Genomic DNA, 15,499 nt, shown 5'->3' with positions numbered 1-15,499 from the left:
TCCAAGGTTATTTGCACTTACGCCAGTAAAGCAAAAAAAAAGCAAGCCCTTTCGGGCTCGCTTTTGATCAAAGAATTCAAATCTTTTATCAGGGCTTGCAAGCGTTCGGCAGGTATTTGACTTCGATGGAGGAAGTACCAGCCACGCCATCAACCGATGCAGTGCCACAAGCCCAGGTGCTGCCACCATTGGCCGTTACAAACGTCAGGGTGCCACCGCTGGCCTTACCCGCCGTCATGCCAACGGTAATCGTACCTGCGGGATAGGCACCACTGATCGAATCGGCAACGGTGCTGTACTTACCGATGAGGTTCGCATTCAGCTGCCCTGCGGAAGGCGTTGCCATTGGCGAGACGAGCAGCGTGGGCCAAGCATTCTTGTCCGCGCCGTACTCGGCCAGCGGCTGCTTCAGGCCACCGCCAAGGGTCACGGCCTCGGTCACTTGACCACGGGTCACGTAGTCCTGATAAGCCGGCAGCGCCACAGCCGCCAAGATACCAATGATCGCCACAACGATCATCAATTCAATAAGGGTGAAACCCTTCTGCACATTGCGTGCGATGGAACGACGGTTCATTTCACTAACTCCAGGTTGGTTGGGTTGGTTGTCACTCCCGGGAGTCCTCCCCCCGGAGCGTGGAACCTTCCGCAGCATCCGTGCCACCCGTTTTGCCGCCCCGTCAGCGACCTAACGCGTCACCCCTGACCACATTGGCGTTACTGCGTGTGACAGAAGATGTATCAAGATGCGACACATGGTGACAAATTTGTCATGCCATCCCGGCCGCGCGGCCGGGCTCAGAAGGTCAGGATGCCGTCCGCCTTGAGCCAGCGGATGTCCCGCTGCGCGAGCCCCGGGACCTGCCGGCCGGCCAGCGATTCGATCTGGCTCATGATCTCCTCGGTTTCGGCCGGCTTGGTGTGGGTGATGTAGATCGGGTAGTCCTTGCCGGGCTCGATGTGAGCCAGCTCGTCGGCCAGCATGGTGGGCGACAGGTGCAGGCTGCGTTCCGCCAAGGCTTGTTCGCGGTTGCTGAAGGCGGTCTCGATGACGAGCATCGCGACCTCGAGCGCGTTGACGCGGTCCCAGAACGGCGCGTTGCGCTCGGTGTCGCCGCTGAAGACCCAATGGGCACCGCCGTCGGCACGGCTCACGGCGAAGCCGCAGGCGGGCACGGTGTGCACGGCCGGCAGCACCTCGATGCGCTTGGGCGTGGCGCTGCCGAGCAGCAGGGTCTGGCCGACGGCGATGTCGTGGAAGGTGACGAAGGGCGCCTCGGGACTCGGGATGCTCTCGAAATCGGGCCAGATGATGTTGTTGAAGACATGGGCGCGCAGCGCCTCGATGGTGGCGCGCAGCGCATGCACGCGCAGCGGCCGGGTGCGACGGCCGCCGACGGCGTCGAGCATCAGGGGCAGGGCGGCAATGTGGTCGAGATGGCAGTGCGTGAGCACCATGTCGTCGACGCCGGCCATTTCTTCGAGGGTGAGATCGCCGACGCCGGTGCCGGCATCGACGAGCAGGTCGGTATCGACCAGGAAAGAGGTGGTGCGGCAGTCTTTGGCGATGGCGCCCGAGCAACCCAGCACACGAACCTGCATTGTGAGAGACCCCTTGTCTGTGTCTGTCATTTGGTTTCGAACCGGGTCGCACCGTCCCACGACGGGTCGTGGGGACGCAACGCCATCGAGGCTAATCTCTGCGCGTAGAGCTGGTAAAGGACTTTTTTGGCATCGGCCACGAGGAGGGGGTCCAGCAAGTTTCGGCCCAAGGCCCAGTCTTGGCGCCGGTAGGCGGCCAGCACCTCGGCCCAGCGTTCGAGCCGGTGCGCCTCGCGCACGGCGACGACGTCGGCTTCGTCCAGGGCGACGGCCAGCGGCGTGAACACGGCGACGGCCTGGGCTCGGCCCTTGACGAACACGCTGTCGAGCTCCTGCCAGACATAGGCCGGCGCGAACTCGCGCGTGCCACCGCTGGCGACTATCTCGACGCCGTAGTGGCCACTGAGGCCCTCGAGGCGCGAGGCCAGGTTGACCGCGTCGCCGACCACGGTGTAGCTGCGCCGCGCGGCCGATCCCATGTCGCCCACGCTCATGACGCCGCTGTTGAGGCCGATGCCGATGCTGATCTCGGGCCGGCCGATGGAGCGGTGGATGCGGTTGAGGTCCTGCACGGCCTCGGCCATGTCGAGCGCGGCATTGACGGCGAGGCTGGCGTGGTCGGGCGTCTCGAGCGGCGCGCCCCAGAAGGCCATGACGCAATCGCCCATGTACTTGTCGACGGTGCCGCGGTGCGCGGTGATGACGTCGGTGAGGCGGCTGAACACGGTGTTGAGGAAGGCCTGCAGCTCGGCCGGCGACATCTGCTCCGAGAAGCGCGTGAAGTCGCGCATGTCGCAGAACATGACGGTCATGGTCTTGCTCTCGGCGCGCATGCTGTAGTGACCGGGGCGCTCCAGCATCTCGTCGACGAGCTGCGGCGGCACGTAGGTGCCGAACAGCTGCACGAGGCCGCGGCGCGCGCGCGACTCGACCAGGTAGCCCCAGCTCATGTTGAGCAGGAAGGCGAGCGCGACCATGGCCAGCGTCGAGGCCAGCGGCAGCACCAGGCCGTGGGCGACGTAGAGCCAGGTGTTGAGCCCGACCAGCAGCGCGGCCACGGCCAGCATGAAGGCCACGGCGCGCAGCGCGGGCAGCAGCGACAGGCCGATGGCCAGCGCGATGCCGGCGATGAACACGGTCAGCACCTCGTAGCCGGGCGCGTAGTCGGGCACGGCGAGCAGGCGGTCGTCGAGCAGCGCCGAGACGATGTTGGCATGCACCTCGACGCCGGCGAAGGAAGGTGCCGCGGGCGTGGCGCGCAGATCCTGCAGGCCCGGCGCGGTGGCGCCGACGAGCACGATCTTGTCCTTCAGCTCCTCGGGCGCGAGCCGGCCCTCGAGCACGTCGGCGGCGGCCACGTAGCGGAACGAGCCGCCGCGGCTTCCGCCCGGGCCGCGGAACGGCACCTGCACGCTGGCGTTGCGATCGACCGGCACGCGCAGTTCGCCGATGCGCAGCGACTCGAGCTGCGCGACCGGACTGTCGGGCACCAGTGCGGGTACCACCGGCGGCGAGCCGTTGGCGAGCCGGTAGACGGCCAGCGCGAGCGACTCGTAGTAGCCGGGCCGGGCCCGGTCGCCGTCGTAGCGCGCGATCAGCGGCACGCTGCGGATCACGCCGTCATCGCTCTCGCCGACCAGAGTGTTGAGAAAGCCCCCGCTGGGCGCGGCCTGCGCGAGCACCGGCAGGCTGGCGCCGAAGCCGTTCCAGTGGGTGGTGTAGCCCTGCTTCGCGGGCAGCGCGTCGGCGGGCCACAGCGGCGCGGCGGGCAAGGCGCCGCGGGCGCGCGGCGTTTCGGCCTGCGTGAAGTAGTAGCCGAGCGCCACGGGCCGACCGGCGAGCGTGCGCGCCAGCACGGCATCGTTGTCGAGCGAGGGCGCGAGTTTCTCGACCTCGCCGGCGAGCCCCGGGATGCCGCGCAGCGGGCCGTCCGCCAGCTCGCGCAGCCGGTCGATGCCCGAGCTGCGGTCGGGCTCGACGAACATGACGTCGAAGCCCACGACCTTGGCCTGCTGGTGCGACAGCAGCTCGGTCGCGAGCCGCGCCACCTTGTCGCGCGGCCACGGCCATTGCCCCTGGCGCGCGAGGCTCGCGTCGTCGACGTCGACGATCACGATGCGCGGATCGAAGGTACCCGGCATGGTGGCGCGCAGGCGCACGTCGTAGATCAGGTGGTCGAGGCGCTCGAGCATGCCGGCGTGCCAGAGTCCGGTGGCATGCGCCAGCGCCAGCAACACGGGCAGCAGGGTGACGGCGATGCGCGCCCAATGGCGCCGCAATGCACTCATGATCGACCGGAACCGGGGTCGGAATCGGGGCCGGTTCGCCGACGGAAGACCCGCGGCTCAGACCCGTGCGAACTGCAGGCGCAGGGTGCCGAGCTCGAGCAGGTCGCGCTCGTGCAGCGCGACGGCCTCGACACCCAGCGGCTCGCCGTTGAGCAGAACGGCGCCCATGACGCTCGCCGCCACGTAGCCCTGGCGGCGGCGCGTGACCACCGCGACGGCGACGCCGGGCTTGCCGACGGTGGTGACGACCTTCTGCAGCGGCAGGTCGTGCCCGGCGTTCTCGCCGGCCAGCACGCGCAGCACCGGCACCCCAAGCTCGACCAGCGCGCCCGATTCGGTGGGCGCGGCGGACAGCGGAATGGGGGCGGAAGACTCGGTGCCGACGACGACCTGGACCGGCGTGCCGGCCGCGGGCGCGACGCTGCGCGCGCGGTAGTGGATGCGGCAGCCGCCGACCTCGATGACATCGTTGTCCTTGAGCGTCCGCTTCTGCACGGCCACTGCATTGACGTAGGTGCCGTTGGTGCTGTTGAGGTCTTCAATTTGGACATCGCCACCGCGCAGGGTCAGAACGGCATGCTCGCCGCTCACCGCGAGATTGTCGACCACGATGTCGTTGTAGGCGCGCCGCCCGAGGGTGGTACGGTCCTTCGCGAGCGTCACTTCCCGAATGACGACACCATCGATCGAGATACTCATTCTCGGCACTGCCGACTCCCTGATTGCAATTGTCGCGGGGCCGACGACGACGCGGCGGATGCATCCGCCGCCCCATCGCCTGCGTCAGGCCGCCGCGCGTGGCAGGCTGGCCCGGGCCAGGATGACAGAAATGTTATCCCGTCCGCCATTTTCGTTGGCGATGTTTGCCAAAAGTGATACCTTGGACTCAATACCACCGTCTTGTCTCGTCAGAAGCGTGAAAAGCTGGGCGTCTGGGACCATTTCGCTGAGCCCGTCGGAGCACAGCATATAGAGGTCGTCGGGCCTGGCCGTGTGTTCATGCATTTCCAGCAAGACTTGGGCCTCGACGCCGACGGCGCGGGTCACGAGGTTGCGGTTGGGCGAGGACAGCGCTTCCTCGGCCGTGATGGCACCGGCATCGAGCTGCTGCTGGCGCAGCGAATGGTCGCGCGTGAGCTGCTCGAGCTTGTCGTTGCGCAGCCGGTAGCAGCGCGAGTCGCCGATGTGGCCCACCATCACGCGGTGCGGCCCGAAGGCGGCCAGGACCAGCGTGGTCCCCATGCCCTGCAGGTTGGGATTGGTCAGGCTGCCGTCGAGGATGGCGGCATTGGCCTCGTCGGTCGCGGCCTGCAGCGCGCGCCGCACGACGCGGGCCGGCGCCTGCGGACCGGCCTGCACGTACCAGCGCCGGAAGTTCGCATGCACCAGCGACACCGCCATCGCGCTGGCGACCTCGCCGCCCTTGTAGCCGCCCATGCCGTCGGCCAGCACCGCCAGCCCGAGCACGGGATCGACATGGACCGCGTCCTCGTTGTGGGCGCGCACGCGGCCGACGTCGGTCAGCGCCGCGAACTCCCACGAGAGCGGGGGACGGGTCGAGAAGAGGGAAGTGCCGACACCTACCATGGTCGCAAGTGTCGGCGAAGCGGCAGCCCGGTGGTGGCTTCCGCCGTCAGTGCTGCGCCGCGGCCGCGTGGGCGCGCCGCTGGAGCAGCTTGCCCACCGCCACCACGAACAGCGCACCGGCCGCGGCTGCGGCGTAGTGCAGCCAGGGGTTGGCCGCCAGCACCTCGCGCAGCGACACGTCGCTCACGATGGTCTCGCCACCGACCCAGCCGATCAGCGCCGCGCCCAGCATCACGATGATGGGGAAGCGCTCCATCAGCTTGATCATCAGCGTGCTGCCGAAGATCACGAGCGGGATGCTGATCGCCAGGCCCAGCACCAGCAGCACCATGCTGCCCTGCGCGGCGGCCGCTACCGCGATCACGTTGTCCAGGCTCATCACGAGGTCGGCGAGCAGGATGGTGCGCACGGCGGCCATCATGCTGCCGTACTCCTTGGAGTCGCCGTCGCCCTCGTCTTCCTCGCCGAGCAGTTGCAGGCCGATCCACAGCAGCAGCAGGCCGCCGACGATCTGCAGGTACGGCAGCGCCAGCAGCTTGGCCGCCACCACCGTCAGCACGATCCGCAGCACGACGGCCGCGCCGGAGCCGAAGAGCACCGCTTTTTTCTGCTGCTCGGGCGGCAGCGAACGCGCCGCCATGGCGATCACCACGGCGTTGTCGCCCGACAGGATGATGTTGATCCAGACGATCTTGATCAGGCCGATCCAGAAGTCCGTGCTTTGAAGAAGTTCCATGTCTCTGATCCCGCTTTGTTTTTGTGAAAAAAACGCCCGCAATCGGATTGCGGGCGTCTTGTTCTTTCTTGCGCGTGTGAGGTCTCTTTACGGACCTTGCTGGGCGCGAACGCCGTGGCTTACAGCTTGCCCTTGAGCAGCTTGGCCAGTTCCGAGAAGTTGCGCGTCACGGTGAAGCCGCACTCTTCCATGATGGAGAGCTTGGCTTCGGCCGTGTCGGCACCGCCCGAGATCAGCGCGCCGGCATGGCCCATGCGCTTGCCGGGAGGCGCGGTCACGCCGGCGATGAAGCCGACCACCGGCTTCTTCATGTTGTCCTTGCACCAGCGGGCGGCGTCGGCTTCGTCGGGACCGCCGATTTCGCCGATCATGATCACGGCGTCGGTTTCGGGGTCGTCGTTGAAGGCCTTCATCACGTCGATGTGCTTGAGGCCGTTGATCGGGTCGCCGCCGATGCCGACCGCCGACGATTGGCCCAGGCCGATCTCGGTCAGTTGCGCCACGGCTTCATAGGTCAGCGTGCCCGAGCGGCTCACGACGCCGATGCGGCCCTTGCGGTGGATGTGGCCGGGCATGATGCCGATCTTGATCTCGTCGGGCGTGATCAGGCCGGGGCAGTTCGGGCCGAGCAGCAGGGTCTTCTTGCCGCCGGCGGCTTCCTTGGCCTTCATCTTGTTGCGCACTTCGAGCATGTCGCGAACCGGGATGCCTTCGGTGATGCAGATCGCGAGGTCGAGGTCGGCCTCGACGGCTTCCCAGATCGCGGCCGCGGCGCCTGCCGGCGGCACGTAGATCACCGACACGGTGGCGCCGGTCTGCGTGGCGGCTTCCTTCACCGAACCGAAGATCGGGATGTTGAAGATCGACTCGCCGGCCTTCTTCGGGTTCACACCGGCCACGAAGGCGTTCTTGCCGTTCGCGTATTCCTGGCACTTCTCGGTGTGGAACTGGCCCGTCTTGCCGGTGATGCCTTGGGTGATGACTTTGGTGTCTTTGTTGATGTAGATCGACATGACTCTGTTCCTTAGGCCTTCTTGACTGCTGCCACGACCTTCTGGGCCGCGTCCGCCATGGTGTCGGCGCTGATGATCGGCAGGCCCGAGTCGGCCAGCAGCTTCTTGCCTTCGGCTTCGTTGGTGCCCTTCATGCGCACGACCAGCGGCACTTGCAGGTTCACGGCCTTGCAGGCCGCGATCACGCCGGTGGCGATGGTGTCGCACTTCATGATGCCGCCGAAGATGTTGACGAGGATGGCCTCGACATTCTTGTTCTTCAGCATGATCTTGAAGGCTTCGGTGACCTTCTCGGGGGTGGCGCCGCCGCCCACGTCGAGGAAGTTGGCCGGCTCGCCGCCGAACAGCTTGATGGTGTCCATCGTGGCCATCGCGAGGCCGGCGCCGTTCACCAGGCAGCCGATGTTGCCGTCGAGCGAGATGTAGGCGAGGTCGAACTTCGAGGCTTCGACTTCGGCCGGGTCTTCCTCGTCGAGGTCGCGCAGCGCGACGATCTCGGGATGGCGGAACAGCGCGTTGCTGTCGAAGTTGAACTTGGCGTCCAGGGCGATGATGTTGCCCTTGCCGTCACGGTTGAGCGGGTTGATCTCGACCAGCGAGGCGTCCGTCTCCATGTAGCAGGTGTAGAGCTTCTTGAAGATGTCGACGGCTTGCGCGGTCGAATCGGCCGGGATGCCGATGCCATCGGCGATCTGCTTGGCCTGCTCGTCGGTCAGGCCGGCTTGCGGGTCGGCGAACACCGTGATGATCTTCTCGGGCGAGGAGTGGGCCACTTCCTCGATGTCCATGCCGCCTTCGCTCGAAGCGATGAAGGCCACCTTCTGGGTGGCGCGGTCGGTCACGGCCGAAACGTAGTATTCCTTCTGGATGTCGGCGCCGTCTTCGATGTAGAGGCGGCGGACCTTCTGGCCTTCGGGGCCGGTCTGGTGCGTCTTGAGCTGCATGCCGAGGATCTCGCCAGCCAGCTTCTTCACGTCCTCGATGGTCTTGGCGACCTTCACGCCGCCGCCCTTGCCGCGGCCACCCGCGTGGATCTGGGCCTTGACCACCCAGACCGGGCCGCCCAGCTTCTGGGCGGCTTCGACCGCCTCCTGGACCGTGTAGGCCGGAATGCCGCGCGGCACCGGCACGCCGAACTTGGCAAGGATTTCCTTGCCTTGGTACTCGTGAATCTTCATGAGGGATGTCTCTCGGAAGGAAGAGGTTGAATAAACGGGAGATCTAGGCAGGCTGGTGTTGGCTCTGTTGTCCACAGGCGACGGCAGCCTGACGGCTGGGGGCGGCGGACAATCGCGGACTGTATCATGGTGCGCCGCATCAATACTGACGGGCGTGTGCGGTCAATACGTACTTTCTTCTAGCCCGTCTCCTTCCGCCCCTTTCCTCCAGCCCTTCCATCAGGCAACCCCACCATGGCCAAGGTTTTCATCGATGGCGAAGCCGGCACCACCGGCCTCCAGATCCGCGAGCGGCTGCAAGACATGCCGCAGGTCGAGCTCGTGAGCATCGCGCCCGAGCTGCGAAAAGACGTCAATGCCAAGCGCGACCTCATGGCCGGCGTCGACCTCGTCGTGCTGTGCCTGCACGACGACGCGGCACGCGAATCGGTCGCGCTGATCGACCAGCTGCCCGGCAAGAAGCCCAAGATCATCGACGCCTCGACCGCGCACCGCGTGGCGCCGGGCTGGGTGTTCGGCTTTCCCGAACTGGTGGCGGGCCATTGGCAGGCCGTGGCCCAGGCCGACCGCGTGGGCAACCCCGGCTGCTACGCCACCGGCGCGATCGCCATGGTGCGTCCGCTGGTCGACGCGGGCCTGCTGCCCGCCGACTTCCCGATCGCGCTGCCCTCGGTCAGCGGCTACTCGGGCGGCGGCCGGACCATGATCGAGGCCTACGAGAAGGGCGAGGCGCCGCTGTTCGAAACCTACGCGCTGGGCCTCACGCACAAGCACATCCCCGAGATCATGAAATACACCGGCCTCACGCAGCGCCCGGTGTTCATCCCCTCGGTCGGCAACTTCAAGCAGGGCATGCTGGTCCAGCTGCCGCTGCACCTCGACCTGCTGCCCGGCAAGCCGAAGGCCGGCGACCTGCACGAGGCGCTGGCCGCCCACTACGCGAAGAGCAACACGCCCGAGCAGTTCGTGAAGGTGCTGCCGCCCACCGCGGACGGCAAGCTCGACGCGCTGGCGCTCAACGACACCAACCAGCTCGAGATCCGCGTGTTCCCGAACGAGGACCACCGCCATGCCGTGGTGATTGCGCGCCTGGACAACCTCGGCAAGGGCGCGAGCGGCGCCGCGGTGCAGAACCTCAAGCTGATGCTGTCGCTCTGAGGCGCGGCCTCCACCACTCGAAAGGCGCCGGCTCCCCGGCGCCTTTTTCGTTTCAGCCCACCAGCCAGAGCCCGGTGCCGAGCAGCGCCGCATGCAGCGCGAGCACGATGTAGAACGGCTTGCGCGAGGGCGTCGACATCTCCTGCAGCGTCTCGTGGATGCGCCGCGTGATCAGCGCGCGCAAGGCCGGGTCCTGCGTCGCGACGGGCCCGCCCTGCACCGTGGGCAGCGGTGCCGGCTCGCCTTGCGCGGCGCGGCCCTGCTGCCATTCGGCCAGCAGCTCGTTGAGCGGCAGCCGGTTGACCACGAAGGCGATCACCGCCCGCACCGCCTTGCCTTCGCCAAGCACCGGCGCGAGCTGCGCGCTCAGTGCATCGACCGAGAGCCAGTCGCTCACGCGCTGCAGCGCCCCGTGGGTGCGCGGCATCGATTCGATGCGCCCGGCGATGGCATCGCCCAGGCGCTGCGACACGGCCTCGCCGCGCGCGGCCACCAGGTGCTGCATCGCGCGCGTGCGGCCCTGCGACACGCCGAGCAGCACGTAGACGCCGATGAAGAGCCCCAGCAGCAGGCCCACCAGCAGCGGCGGCGAGGCCAGCAGCGCCAGCACCGCGCCGGCGCCGCCCGCGCGTGCGCCGGGAATGCCGGGGCCGCTCAACCGGCTCAGGTAATAGACGAAGGCGCCGCCACCGAGCACCACGCCGAAGAAGACGCCCTTCGCGACCGAACCGACGAAGGCGGCGCCGGCGCGGGCGCCGGTGCGCACCAGTGAGGGGGATTCGGTGGGTTCCGAAGACATCTGCGACTCCTCCTCTTTGTATGAAGCCGCGGATCATGCCATCGGCCCGTCGCGGGCTTGGCCGCTCGGCCGCTCAGTCGGCCGGCGCCTCGAGCAGCGCCTGCAGCGCGCGCAGGTCGCGCGCGATCCACTCGGCGTCGTGCGCGAAGGCCGCGTCGTCCATGTGCGGCTGGCGCAGCAGCGTGAACTGCAGCTCGCAGGCGCCGGGCGCCACGCCGATGACGCGAAACGGCACGTAGACCGCGGGCACGCCCTCGGGCGCCACCCAGTGGTCGAGCACGCCGAGCTCGTTGACCGGTGCGAAGCGCAGCACCGCGCGGCCACCGGGCGTGGTCGCCAGCCAGCGATCGCCGTCGCGCGTCAGCGCGCCGTCGGCCAGGCCGCTGGCCCAATCGGGCAGGCGCGCGGGATCGGCCGCCAGTGCATAGGCCGCGCGCCAGTCGCAGGCCACGCGCTGCGTGATCACGCGAGACAGTTCATTCGAGCTCATCGATATCGCTCCTCAGCACCTTGGCCGCCACCGCGGCCGAAAAGCCCCGCGCCATCAGGAAGCGGGCCTGCCGGGCGCGTTCCTTGGGATCGGCGGGTGGGGCGTCGAAGCGGCGGCGCCAAAGCGCAGCCGCGCGTTCGAGCTCGCTGCCCTGCAGCCCGGCCACCGCCTGCGAGATGGCCTCGGCGCCGATGCCCTTGGCCTGCAGTTCCTGCCGCACGCGCGCCGCGCCGAGCCGGCCCGCGCGCTGGTGCAGCACCGAGGCGACCACGCGCTCCTCGCTGATGAAGTCCTTGGCCGCGAGCTCGTCGAGCGCGGCCTTGAGCGTGCCCGGCTCTTCCTCGTAGCGCGCCAGCTTGCGCTCGAGTTCGCTGCGGGAATGCTCGCGCTGGCTCAGCAGGCGCAGCGCGCGGCCTTTCAGGGAAGGAGCATCGAATGCCATCGGAAATGCGGGAGCGGAAAAAGAAAGCGGGGCGACCGCAGGCGCCCCGCTCGCAGGCATCGGCCGGTTATTCGGCCGCGCCGGTCGCGTCCGCCGCCAGCAGCGGGATGCCCAGCGATTCGCGCACCTTGTTCTCGATCTCGCGCGACAGCTCGGGGTTCTCGCGCAGGAACTCGCGCGCGTTGTCGCGGCCCTGCCCGATCTTCTCGCCGTTGTAGGCGTACCAGGCACCCGACTTGTCGATGATCTTGGCGGTCACGCCCATGTCGATGATCTCGCCCTCGCGGCTGATGCCCTCGCCGAACAGGATGTCGAACTCGGCCGTCTTGAACGGGGGCGAGACCTTGTTCTTCACCACCTTGACCTTGGTTTCGTTGCCGATGGCCTCGTCGCCCTTCTTGATGGTGCCGATGCGGCGGATGTCCAGGCGCACCGAGGCATAGAACTTCAGCGCGTTGCCGCCGGTGGTGGTTTCGGGCGAACCGAACATCACGCCGATCTTCATGCGGATCTGGTTGATGAAGATGACCATGCAGTTGGTCTTCTTGATCGTGGCCGTGAGCTTGCGCAGCGCCTGGCTCATCAGGCGGGCCTGCAGGCCGGGCAGCGAGTCGCCCATTTCGCCTTCGATTTCGGCCTTGGGCGTGAGCGCGGCGACCGAGTCGATGACGATCAGGTCGACGGCGCCCGAGCGCACCAGCGAGTCGACGATTTCGAGCGCCTGCTCACCGGTGTCGGGCTGGCTGATCAGCAGGTCGGACAGGTTCACGCCGAGCTTCTGGGCGTACTGCACGTCGAGCGCGTGCTCGGCGTCGACGAAGGCGCAGGTGCCGGCCTGCTTCTGCATGGCGGCGATGACCTGCAGCGTGAGCGTGGTCTTGCCCGAGGATTCAGGACCGTAAATCTCGACCACCCGGCCGCGCGGCAGGCCGCCGACGCCCAGGGCGATGTCGAGGCCCAGCGAGCCGGTGGAGACCACCTGGATGTCCTCGAGCGCCTCGCCTTCGCCGAGCCGCATGATCGTGCCCTTGCCGAACTGCTTTTCGATCTGGGCCAGCGCGGCCTGGAGGGCCTTGGCCTTTTCGGTGTTGGCGCCTGCGATGCTCGAGCCCTTGACGACTGCGTCCATGTGAAAAACTCCTTGAAGATCAACGGGTTGTGTACGGTCGGATCCATCTGCTTTTAACTACAGCCTGGATGCTTGAACAGTAGTGTAGGGGCGGATGGATTTGAGTAAACCCGTTTTTTGGTCAGTTTGCTTTACCATTTGGCGCCGTGAGCGACACCCCCTTCCCCCTCGATCCCGATGCCTGGCGCCAGACCCACCTGGGCCGGCTGCTCGGCCATGCGATGCGGCGCTTCGACGAGCGCGTGCTCGCGCTGATGGCGCACGACGTCGACGTGCCGCTGGCGCTGTCGAACCTCGCGGCGCGCGCGCAGGTGAGCGCGGCCCACGTGCACATCACGCGCCACCTCGCGCGCGAGGGCTCGCGCCTGACCGAACTCGCCGAGCGCGCCGGCATGACCAAGCAGGCCATGGGCGCGCTGGTCGACCAGTGCGAGGCCTGGGGGCTGGTCACGCGCGGGCCCGATCCGCTCGATGCGCGCGCGCGGCGCGTGCTGTTCACGGCCGACGGCCTGGCCTGGCTCGAGGCCTTCCGCCAGGCGGTGACGCAGGCCGAGCGCGAGTTCCGCGCCAGCGTGGGCGACGATGTCGCCACCGTGGTAACCATCGGTCTGGAAGCCTATACGGCGGGCTAGACTCCCCCCGAGCGGAGACAACGTGCAACGGCGCCGCCCACGGCGCGAACCGGGCTGGAGGTGGCTATGCGGATACTGATTGCCGAAGACGACAAGGTGCTGGCCGATGCACTGCTGCGCAGCCTGCGCACCTCGGGCGCCGCCGTCGATCACGTGGCCAACGGCTCCGAGGCCGACACCGCGCTCATGACGCACAGCGAGTTCGACCTGCTGATCCTCGACCTCGGCCTGCCCAGCCTGCACGGCATCGAGATCCTCAAGCGGCTGCGCGCGCGCGGCTCGCAGCTGCCGGTGCTGGTGCTCACCGCGGCCGACAGCGTGGAGGAGCGCGTCAAGGGGCTGGACAACGGCGCCGACGACTACATGGCCAAGCCCTTCAGCCTGCAGGAGCTCGAGGCGCGGGTGCGCGCCCTCACGCGCCGCGGCATGGGCACCACCAGCAACGCGATCAAGCACGGCCCGCTGATCTACGACCAGGCCGGCCGCGTCGCCACGCTCGACGGCAAGATGGTCGAGCTGTCGGCGCGCGAGCTGGGCCTGCTCGAGGTGCTGCTGCAGCGCGCGGGCCGGCTGGTCAGCAAGGACCAGCTGGTGGAGCGCCTGTGCGAATGGGGCGAGGAGGTCAGCCTCAACGCGATCGAGGTCTACATCCACCGCCTGCGCAAGAAGATCGAGAAGGGCCCGGTGCGCATCGCCACCGTGCGCGGGCTCGGCTACTGCCTCGAAAAGATCCAGTGACGCGCGTGCGGCCGCCGGGCGCGGCGGGTCCGGTCCGATGAAACTCTTCCAGCGCGCGCAGCGCTCCCTGTTCGGCGAGATCCTCGACTGGATGCTCACGCCGCTGCTGCTGCTGGTGCCAGTCAGCATCGGCGTGACCTGGCTGGTGGCGCAGGGCATCGCGAGCGCCTCCTTCGACCGCGTGCTCACGCACAACATCGAGACGCTGGCGCGCACGGTCTCGCTGCAGAAGGACAGCCCGCGCTTCGTGCTGCCGCAGCCGACCCGCGAGATCCTGCGCGGCGACGACACCGACCGCGTGTACTACCAGGTGCTCGACAGCCACGGCACGCTGCTCAGCGGCGAGCACGACGTGCCGCACCCCAGCCTCGACGAGCCGCCGACCATCGGCCAGGTCCAGCTGCGCGACGGCGAGATGAACGGCAAGTCGGTGCGCGTGGCCTGGATCTGGCTGGCCGGCGACGCGCCCGATGCGCCGCCCGCGCTGCTGCAGGTGGCCGAGACGCGCCAGAAGCAGTCGCTGCTGGCGGCCGACATCATCAAGGGCGTGCTGCTGCCGCAGTTCGCGATCCTGCCGCTCGCGGTGCTGCTGATCTGGCTGGCGCTGGTGCGCGGCATCAAGCCGCTGTCGGTGGTGGAGGCGCGCATCCGCGAGCGCCGCCCCGGCGACCTGAGCCCGCTCGACGAATCCTCGGTGCCGCTCGAGGTGGTGCCGCTGGTGTCCTCGGTCAACGAGCTGCTCGACAAGCTCAACGACTCCATCGACACGCAGAAGCGCTTCCTGGCCGACGCGGCGCACCAGCTCAAGACGCCGCTCGCGGGCCTGCGCATGCAGGCCGACCTGGCGCAGCGCGAGAACGCCAATGCCGACGAGCTCAAGCAGTCGCTCAAGCAGATCGGCCGCGCCAGCGTGCGCGCCACCCACACGGTGAACCAGCTGCTGTCGCTGGCGCGCGCCGAGGGCAACAGCGCCGGCGCCCATCGCCAGCCCTGCGACCTGGCGCGGCTCACGATCGAGGTGGTGCGCGAAGCGGTGCCGCGCGCGATCGAGAAGCGCATCGACCTCGGCTACGATGGCCTCGATCCCGGCTCGCGCGGCGTGGTGCTCGAGGGCAACCCGACCCTGCTCAAGGAGCTGGTGCGCAACCTGGTCGACAACGCGATCAACTACACGCCCTCGCGGCCCGAACGCACCGGCGTGATCACCGCGCGGGTGCTGGCCGATCCCTTCGGCCGGGTGCTGCTGCTGCAGGTGGAGGACAACGGGCCGGGCATTTCCGAAGCCGACCGCGAGCTCGTGTTCGAGCCCTTCTACCGCGTGCTGGGCAACGAGGCCGACGGCTCGGGCCTGGGGCTGCCGATCGTGCGCGAGATCGCAAACCAGCACCATGCGCAGGTGACGCTCGAGGACGCGCATCCCGAGCGGCAGCCGCCGGGCGCGCGCTTCACGGTGCGTTTCGAGAGCGCGCCGGCCTGAGCGGCCGGCTCATCGGGCGCTGGGACCCGAGGCACCGGCCCTCGGCGGCTCGGCGCGGATCTGCAGATATTCGGGATGGATCTGCCGCGTGAGGCGCTGCGGATCGCGCTCGTCGAGCCCCGCCGGCGCGAGCCCGAAGCCCGCGAGGTCGCCGCGCGACCACAGCCAGTAGCCGCCGTTGAGGACCAGCAGGGCGATCACGACCAGGCGCAGCGGCATCGCGGCGTCCG

The 15,499-nt window shown here is 68.2% G+C and carries 17 protein-coding genes; 4 read left to right on the top strand and 13 right to left on the bottom strand.

Annotation, left to right across the window (positions count from 1 at the left end):
- Window positions 1-88: 88 nt before the first annotated feature.
- From AC07RV_RS16005 to sucC, 8 genes are all read right to left on the bottom strand, one after another.
- Window positions 89-577 carry a pilin gene (locus tag AC07RV_RS16005; RefSeq protein ID WP_296774845.1) on the bottom strand — a complete coding sequence of 163 codons (489 nt, stop codon included), beginning with the start codon at window positions 575-577 and terminating at the stop codon, window positions 89-91.
- A 221-nt stretch (window positions 578-798) separates the two neighbouring features.
- A complete protein-coding gene (locus AC07RV_RS16000; RefSeq protein ID WP_093351479.1) occupies window positions 799-1,602 on the bottom strand; it encodes a 3',5'-cyclic-nucleotide phosphodiesterase in 804 nt (267 codons plus the stop codon).
- A gap of 26 nt (window positions 1,603-1,628) precedes the next feature.
- The gene (locus AC07RV_RS15995) at window positions 1,629-3,890 is read right to left on the bottom strand and encodes a CHASE2 domain-containing protein (RefSeq protein ID WP_296774843.1); all 2,262 of its coding nucleotides are present in this window, start codon (window positions 3,888-3,890) and stop codon (window positions 1,629-1,631) included.
- A gap of 57 nt (window positions 3,891-3,947) precedes the next feature.
- Window positions 3,948-4,598 (bottom strand): FHA domain-containing protein, encoded by a 651-nt coding sequence (locus tag AC07RV_RS15990; RefSeq protein ID WP_093351487.1) that lies wholly within the window; start codon window positions 4,596-4,598, stop codon window positions 3,948-3,950.
- A 75-nt stretch (window positions 4,599-4,673) separates the two neighbouring features.
- Window positions 4,674-5,477, bottom strand: coding sequence for a Stp1/IreP family PP2C-type Ser/Thr phosphatase (locus AC07RV_RS15985; RefSeq protein WP_093351492.1), 804 nt, complete (start codon window positions 5,475-5,477; stop codon window positions 4,674-4,676).
- 46 nt (window positions 5,478-5,523) lie between these two features.
- A complete protein-coding gene (locus AC07RV_RS15980; protein ID WP_093351495.1) occupies window positions 5,524-6,213 on the bottom strand; it encodes a TerC family protein in 690 nt (229 codons plus the stop codon).
- Between the two features lie 119 nt (window positions 6,214-6,332).
- Window positions 6,333-7,226, bottom strand: a complete 894-nt coding sequence (gene sucD / locus AC07RV_RS15975; RefSeq protein ID WP_093351497.1) for a succinate--CoA ligase subunit alpha — start codon at window positions 7,224-7,226, stop codon at window positions 6,333-6,335.
- Window positions 7,227-7,237: 11 nt separating this feature from the next.
- Complete coding sequence (sucC, locus tag AC07RV_RS15970) at window positions 7,238-8,404, bottom strand: ADP-forming succinate--CoA ligase subunit beta (RefSeq protein WP_093351500.1); 1,167 nt, start codon at window positions 8,402-8,404, stop codon at window positions 7,238-7,240.
- A gap of 234 nt (window positions 8,405-8,638) precedes the next feature.
- On the opposite strand from sucC, the gene argC reads away from it, so the two are divergent.
- On the top strand, window positions 8,639-9,562 hold the full coding sequence (gene argC / locus AC07RV_RS15965) for an N-acetyl-gamma-glutamyl-phosphate reductase (RefSeq protein WP_093351504.1): 924 nt from the start codon (window positions 8,639-8,641) through the stop codon (window positions 9,560-9,562).
- Window positions 9,563-9,614: 52 nt separating this feature from the next.
- On the opposite strand, the gene AC07RV_RS15960 is transcribed toward argC, so the two are convergent.
- The 4 genes from AC07RV_RS15960 to recA form a co-directional block, all read right to left on the bottom strand.
- On the bottom strand, window positions 9,615-10,361 hold the full coding sequence (locus AC07RV_RS15960; RefSeq protein ID WP_296774839.1) for a hypothetical protein: 747 nt from the start codon (window positions 10,359-10,361) through the stop codon (window positions 9,615-9,617).
- 73 nt (window positions 10,362-10,434) lie between these two features.
- Entirely contained in the window at window positions 10,435-10,851 is a 417-nt protein-coding gene (locus AC07RV_RS15955) for an SRPBCC family protein (protein WP_296774837.1), read from the bottom strand.
- Window positions 10,838-11,293 (bottom strand): recombination regulator RecX, encoded by a 456-nt coding sequence (gene recX / locus AC07RV_RS15950; protein WP_093351512.1) that lies wholly within the window; start codon window positions 11,291-11,293, stop codon window positions 10,838-10,840. Before recX ends, AC07RV_RS15955 begins: the two co-directional genes overlap by 14 nt.
- Window positions 11,294-11,360: 67 nt before the next feature.
- On the bottom strand, window positions 11,361-12,422 hold the full coding sequence (recA, locus tag AC07RV_RS15945; RefSeq protein WP_296774835.1) for a recombinase RecA: 1,062 nt from the start codon (window positions 12,420-12,422) through the stop codon (window positions 11,361-11,363).
- 146 nt (window positions 12,423-12,568) lie between these two features.
- On the opposite strand from recA, the gene AC07RV_RS15940 reads away from it, so the two are divergent.
- The 3 genes from AC07RV_RS15940 (at window position 12,569) to AC07RV_RS15930 (ending at window position 15,269) form a co-directional block, all read left to right on the top strand.
- A complete protein-coding gene (locus AC07RV_RS15940) occupies window positions 12,569-13,054 on the top strand; it encodes a MarR family winged helix-turn-helix transcriptional regulator (protein WP_093351519.1) in 486 nt (161 codons plus the stop codon).
- Between the two features lie 66 nt (window positions 13,055-13,120).
- Window positions 13,121-13,792 carry a response regulator gene (locus AC07RV_RS15935; protein WP_093351522.1) on the top strand — a complete coding sequence of 224 codons (672 nt, stop codon included), beginning with the start codon at window positions 13,121-13,123 and terminating at the stop codon, window positions 13,790-13,792.
- Window positions 13,793-13,829: 37 nt separating this feature from the next.
- Window positions 13,830-15,269, top strand: a complete 1,440-nt coding sequence (locus AC07RV_RS15930) for a sensor histidine kinase (RefSeq protein ID WP_208511734.1) — start codon at window positions 13,830-13,832, stop codon at window positions 15,267-15,269.
- A gap of 9 nt (window positions 15,270-15,278) precedes the next feature.
- Here the strand turns inward: AC07RV_RS15930 and AC07RV_RS15925 are convergent, their stop codons facing one another.
- Window positions 15,279-15,488 carry a sporulation protein gene (locus AC07RV_RS15925; protein ID WP_296774830.1) on the bottom strand — a complete coding sequence of 70 codons (210 nt, stop codon included), beginning with the start codon at window positions 15,486-15,488 and terminating at the stop codon, window positions 15,279-15,281.
- Window positions 15,489-15,499 lie beyond the last annotated feature (11 nt).

The organism is Variovorax sp. GW821-FHT09B01 (assembly GCF_059418345.1).
This window is presented reverse-complemented; position numbering and strand designations above follow the sequence as displayed.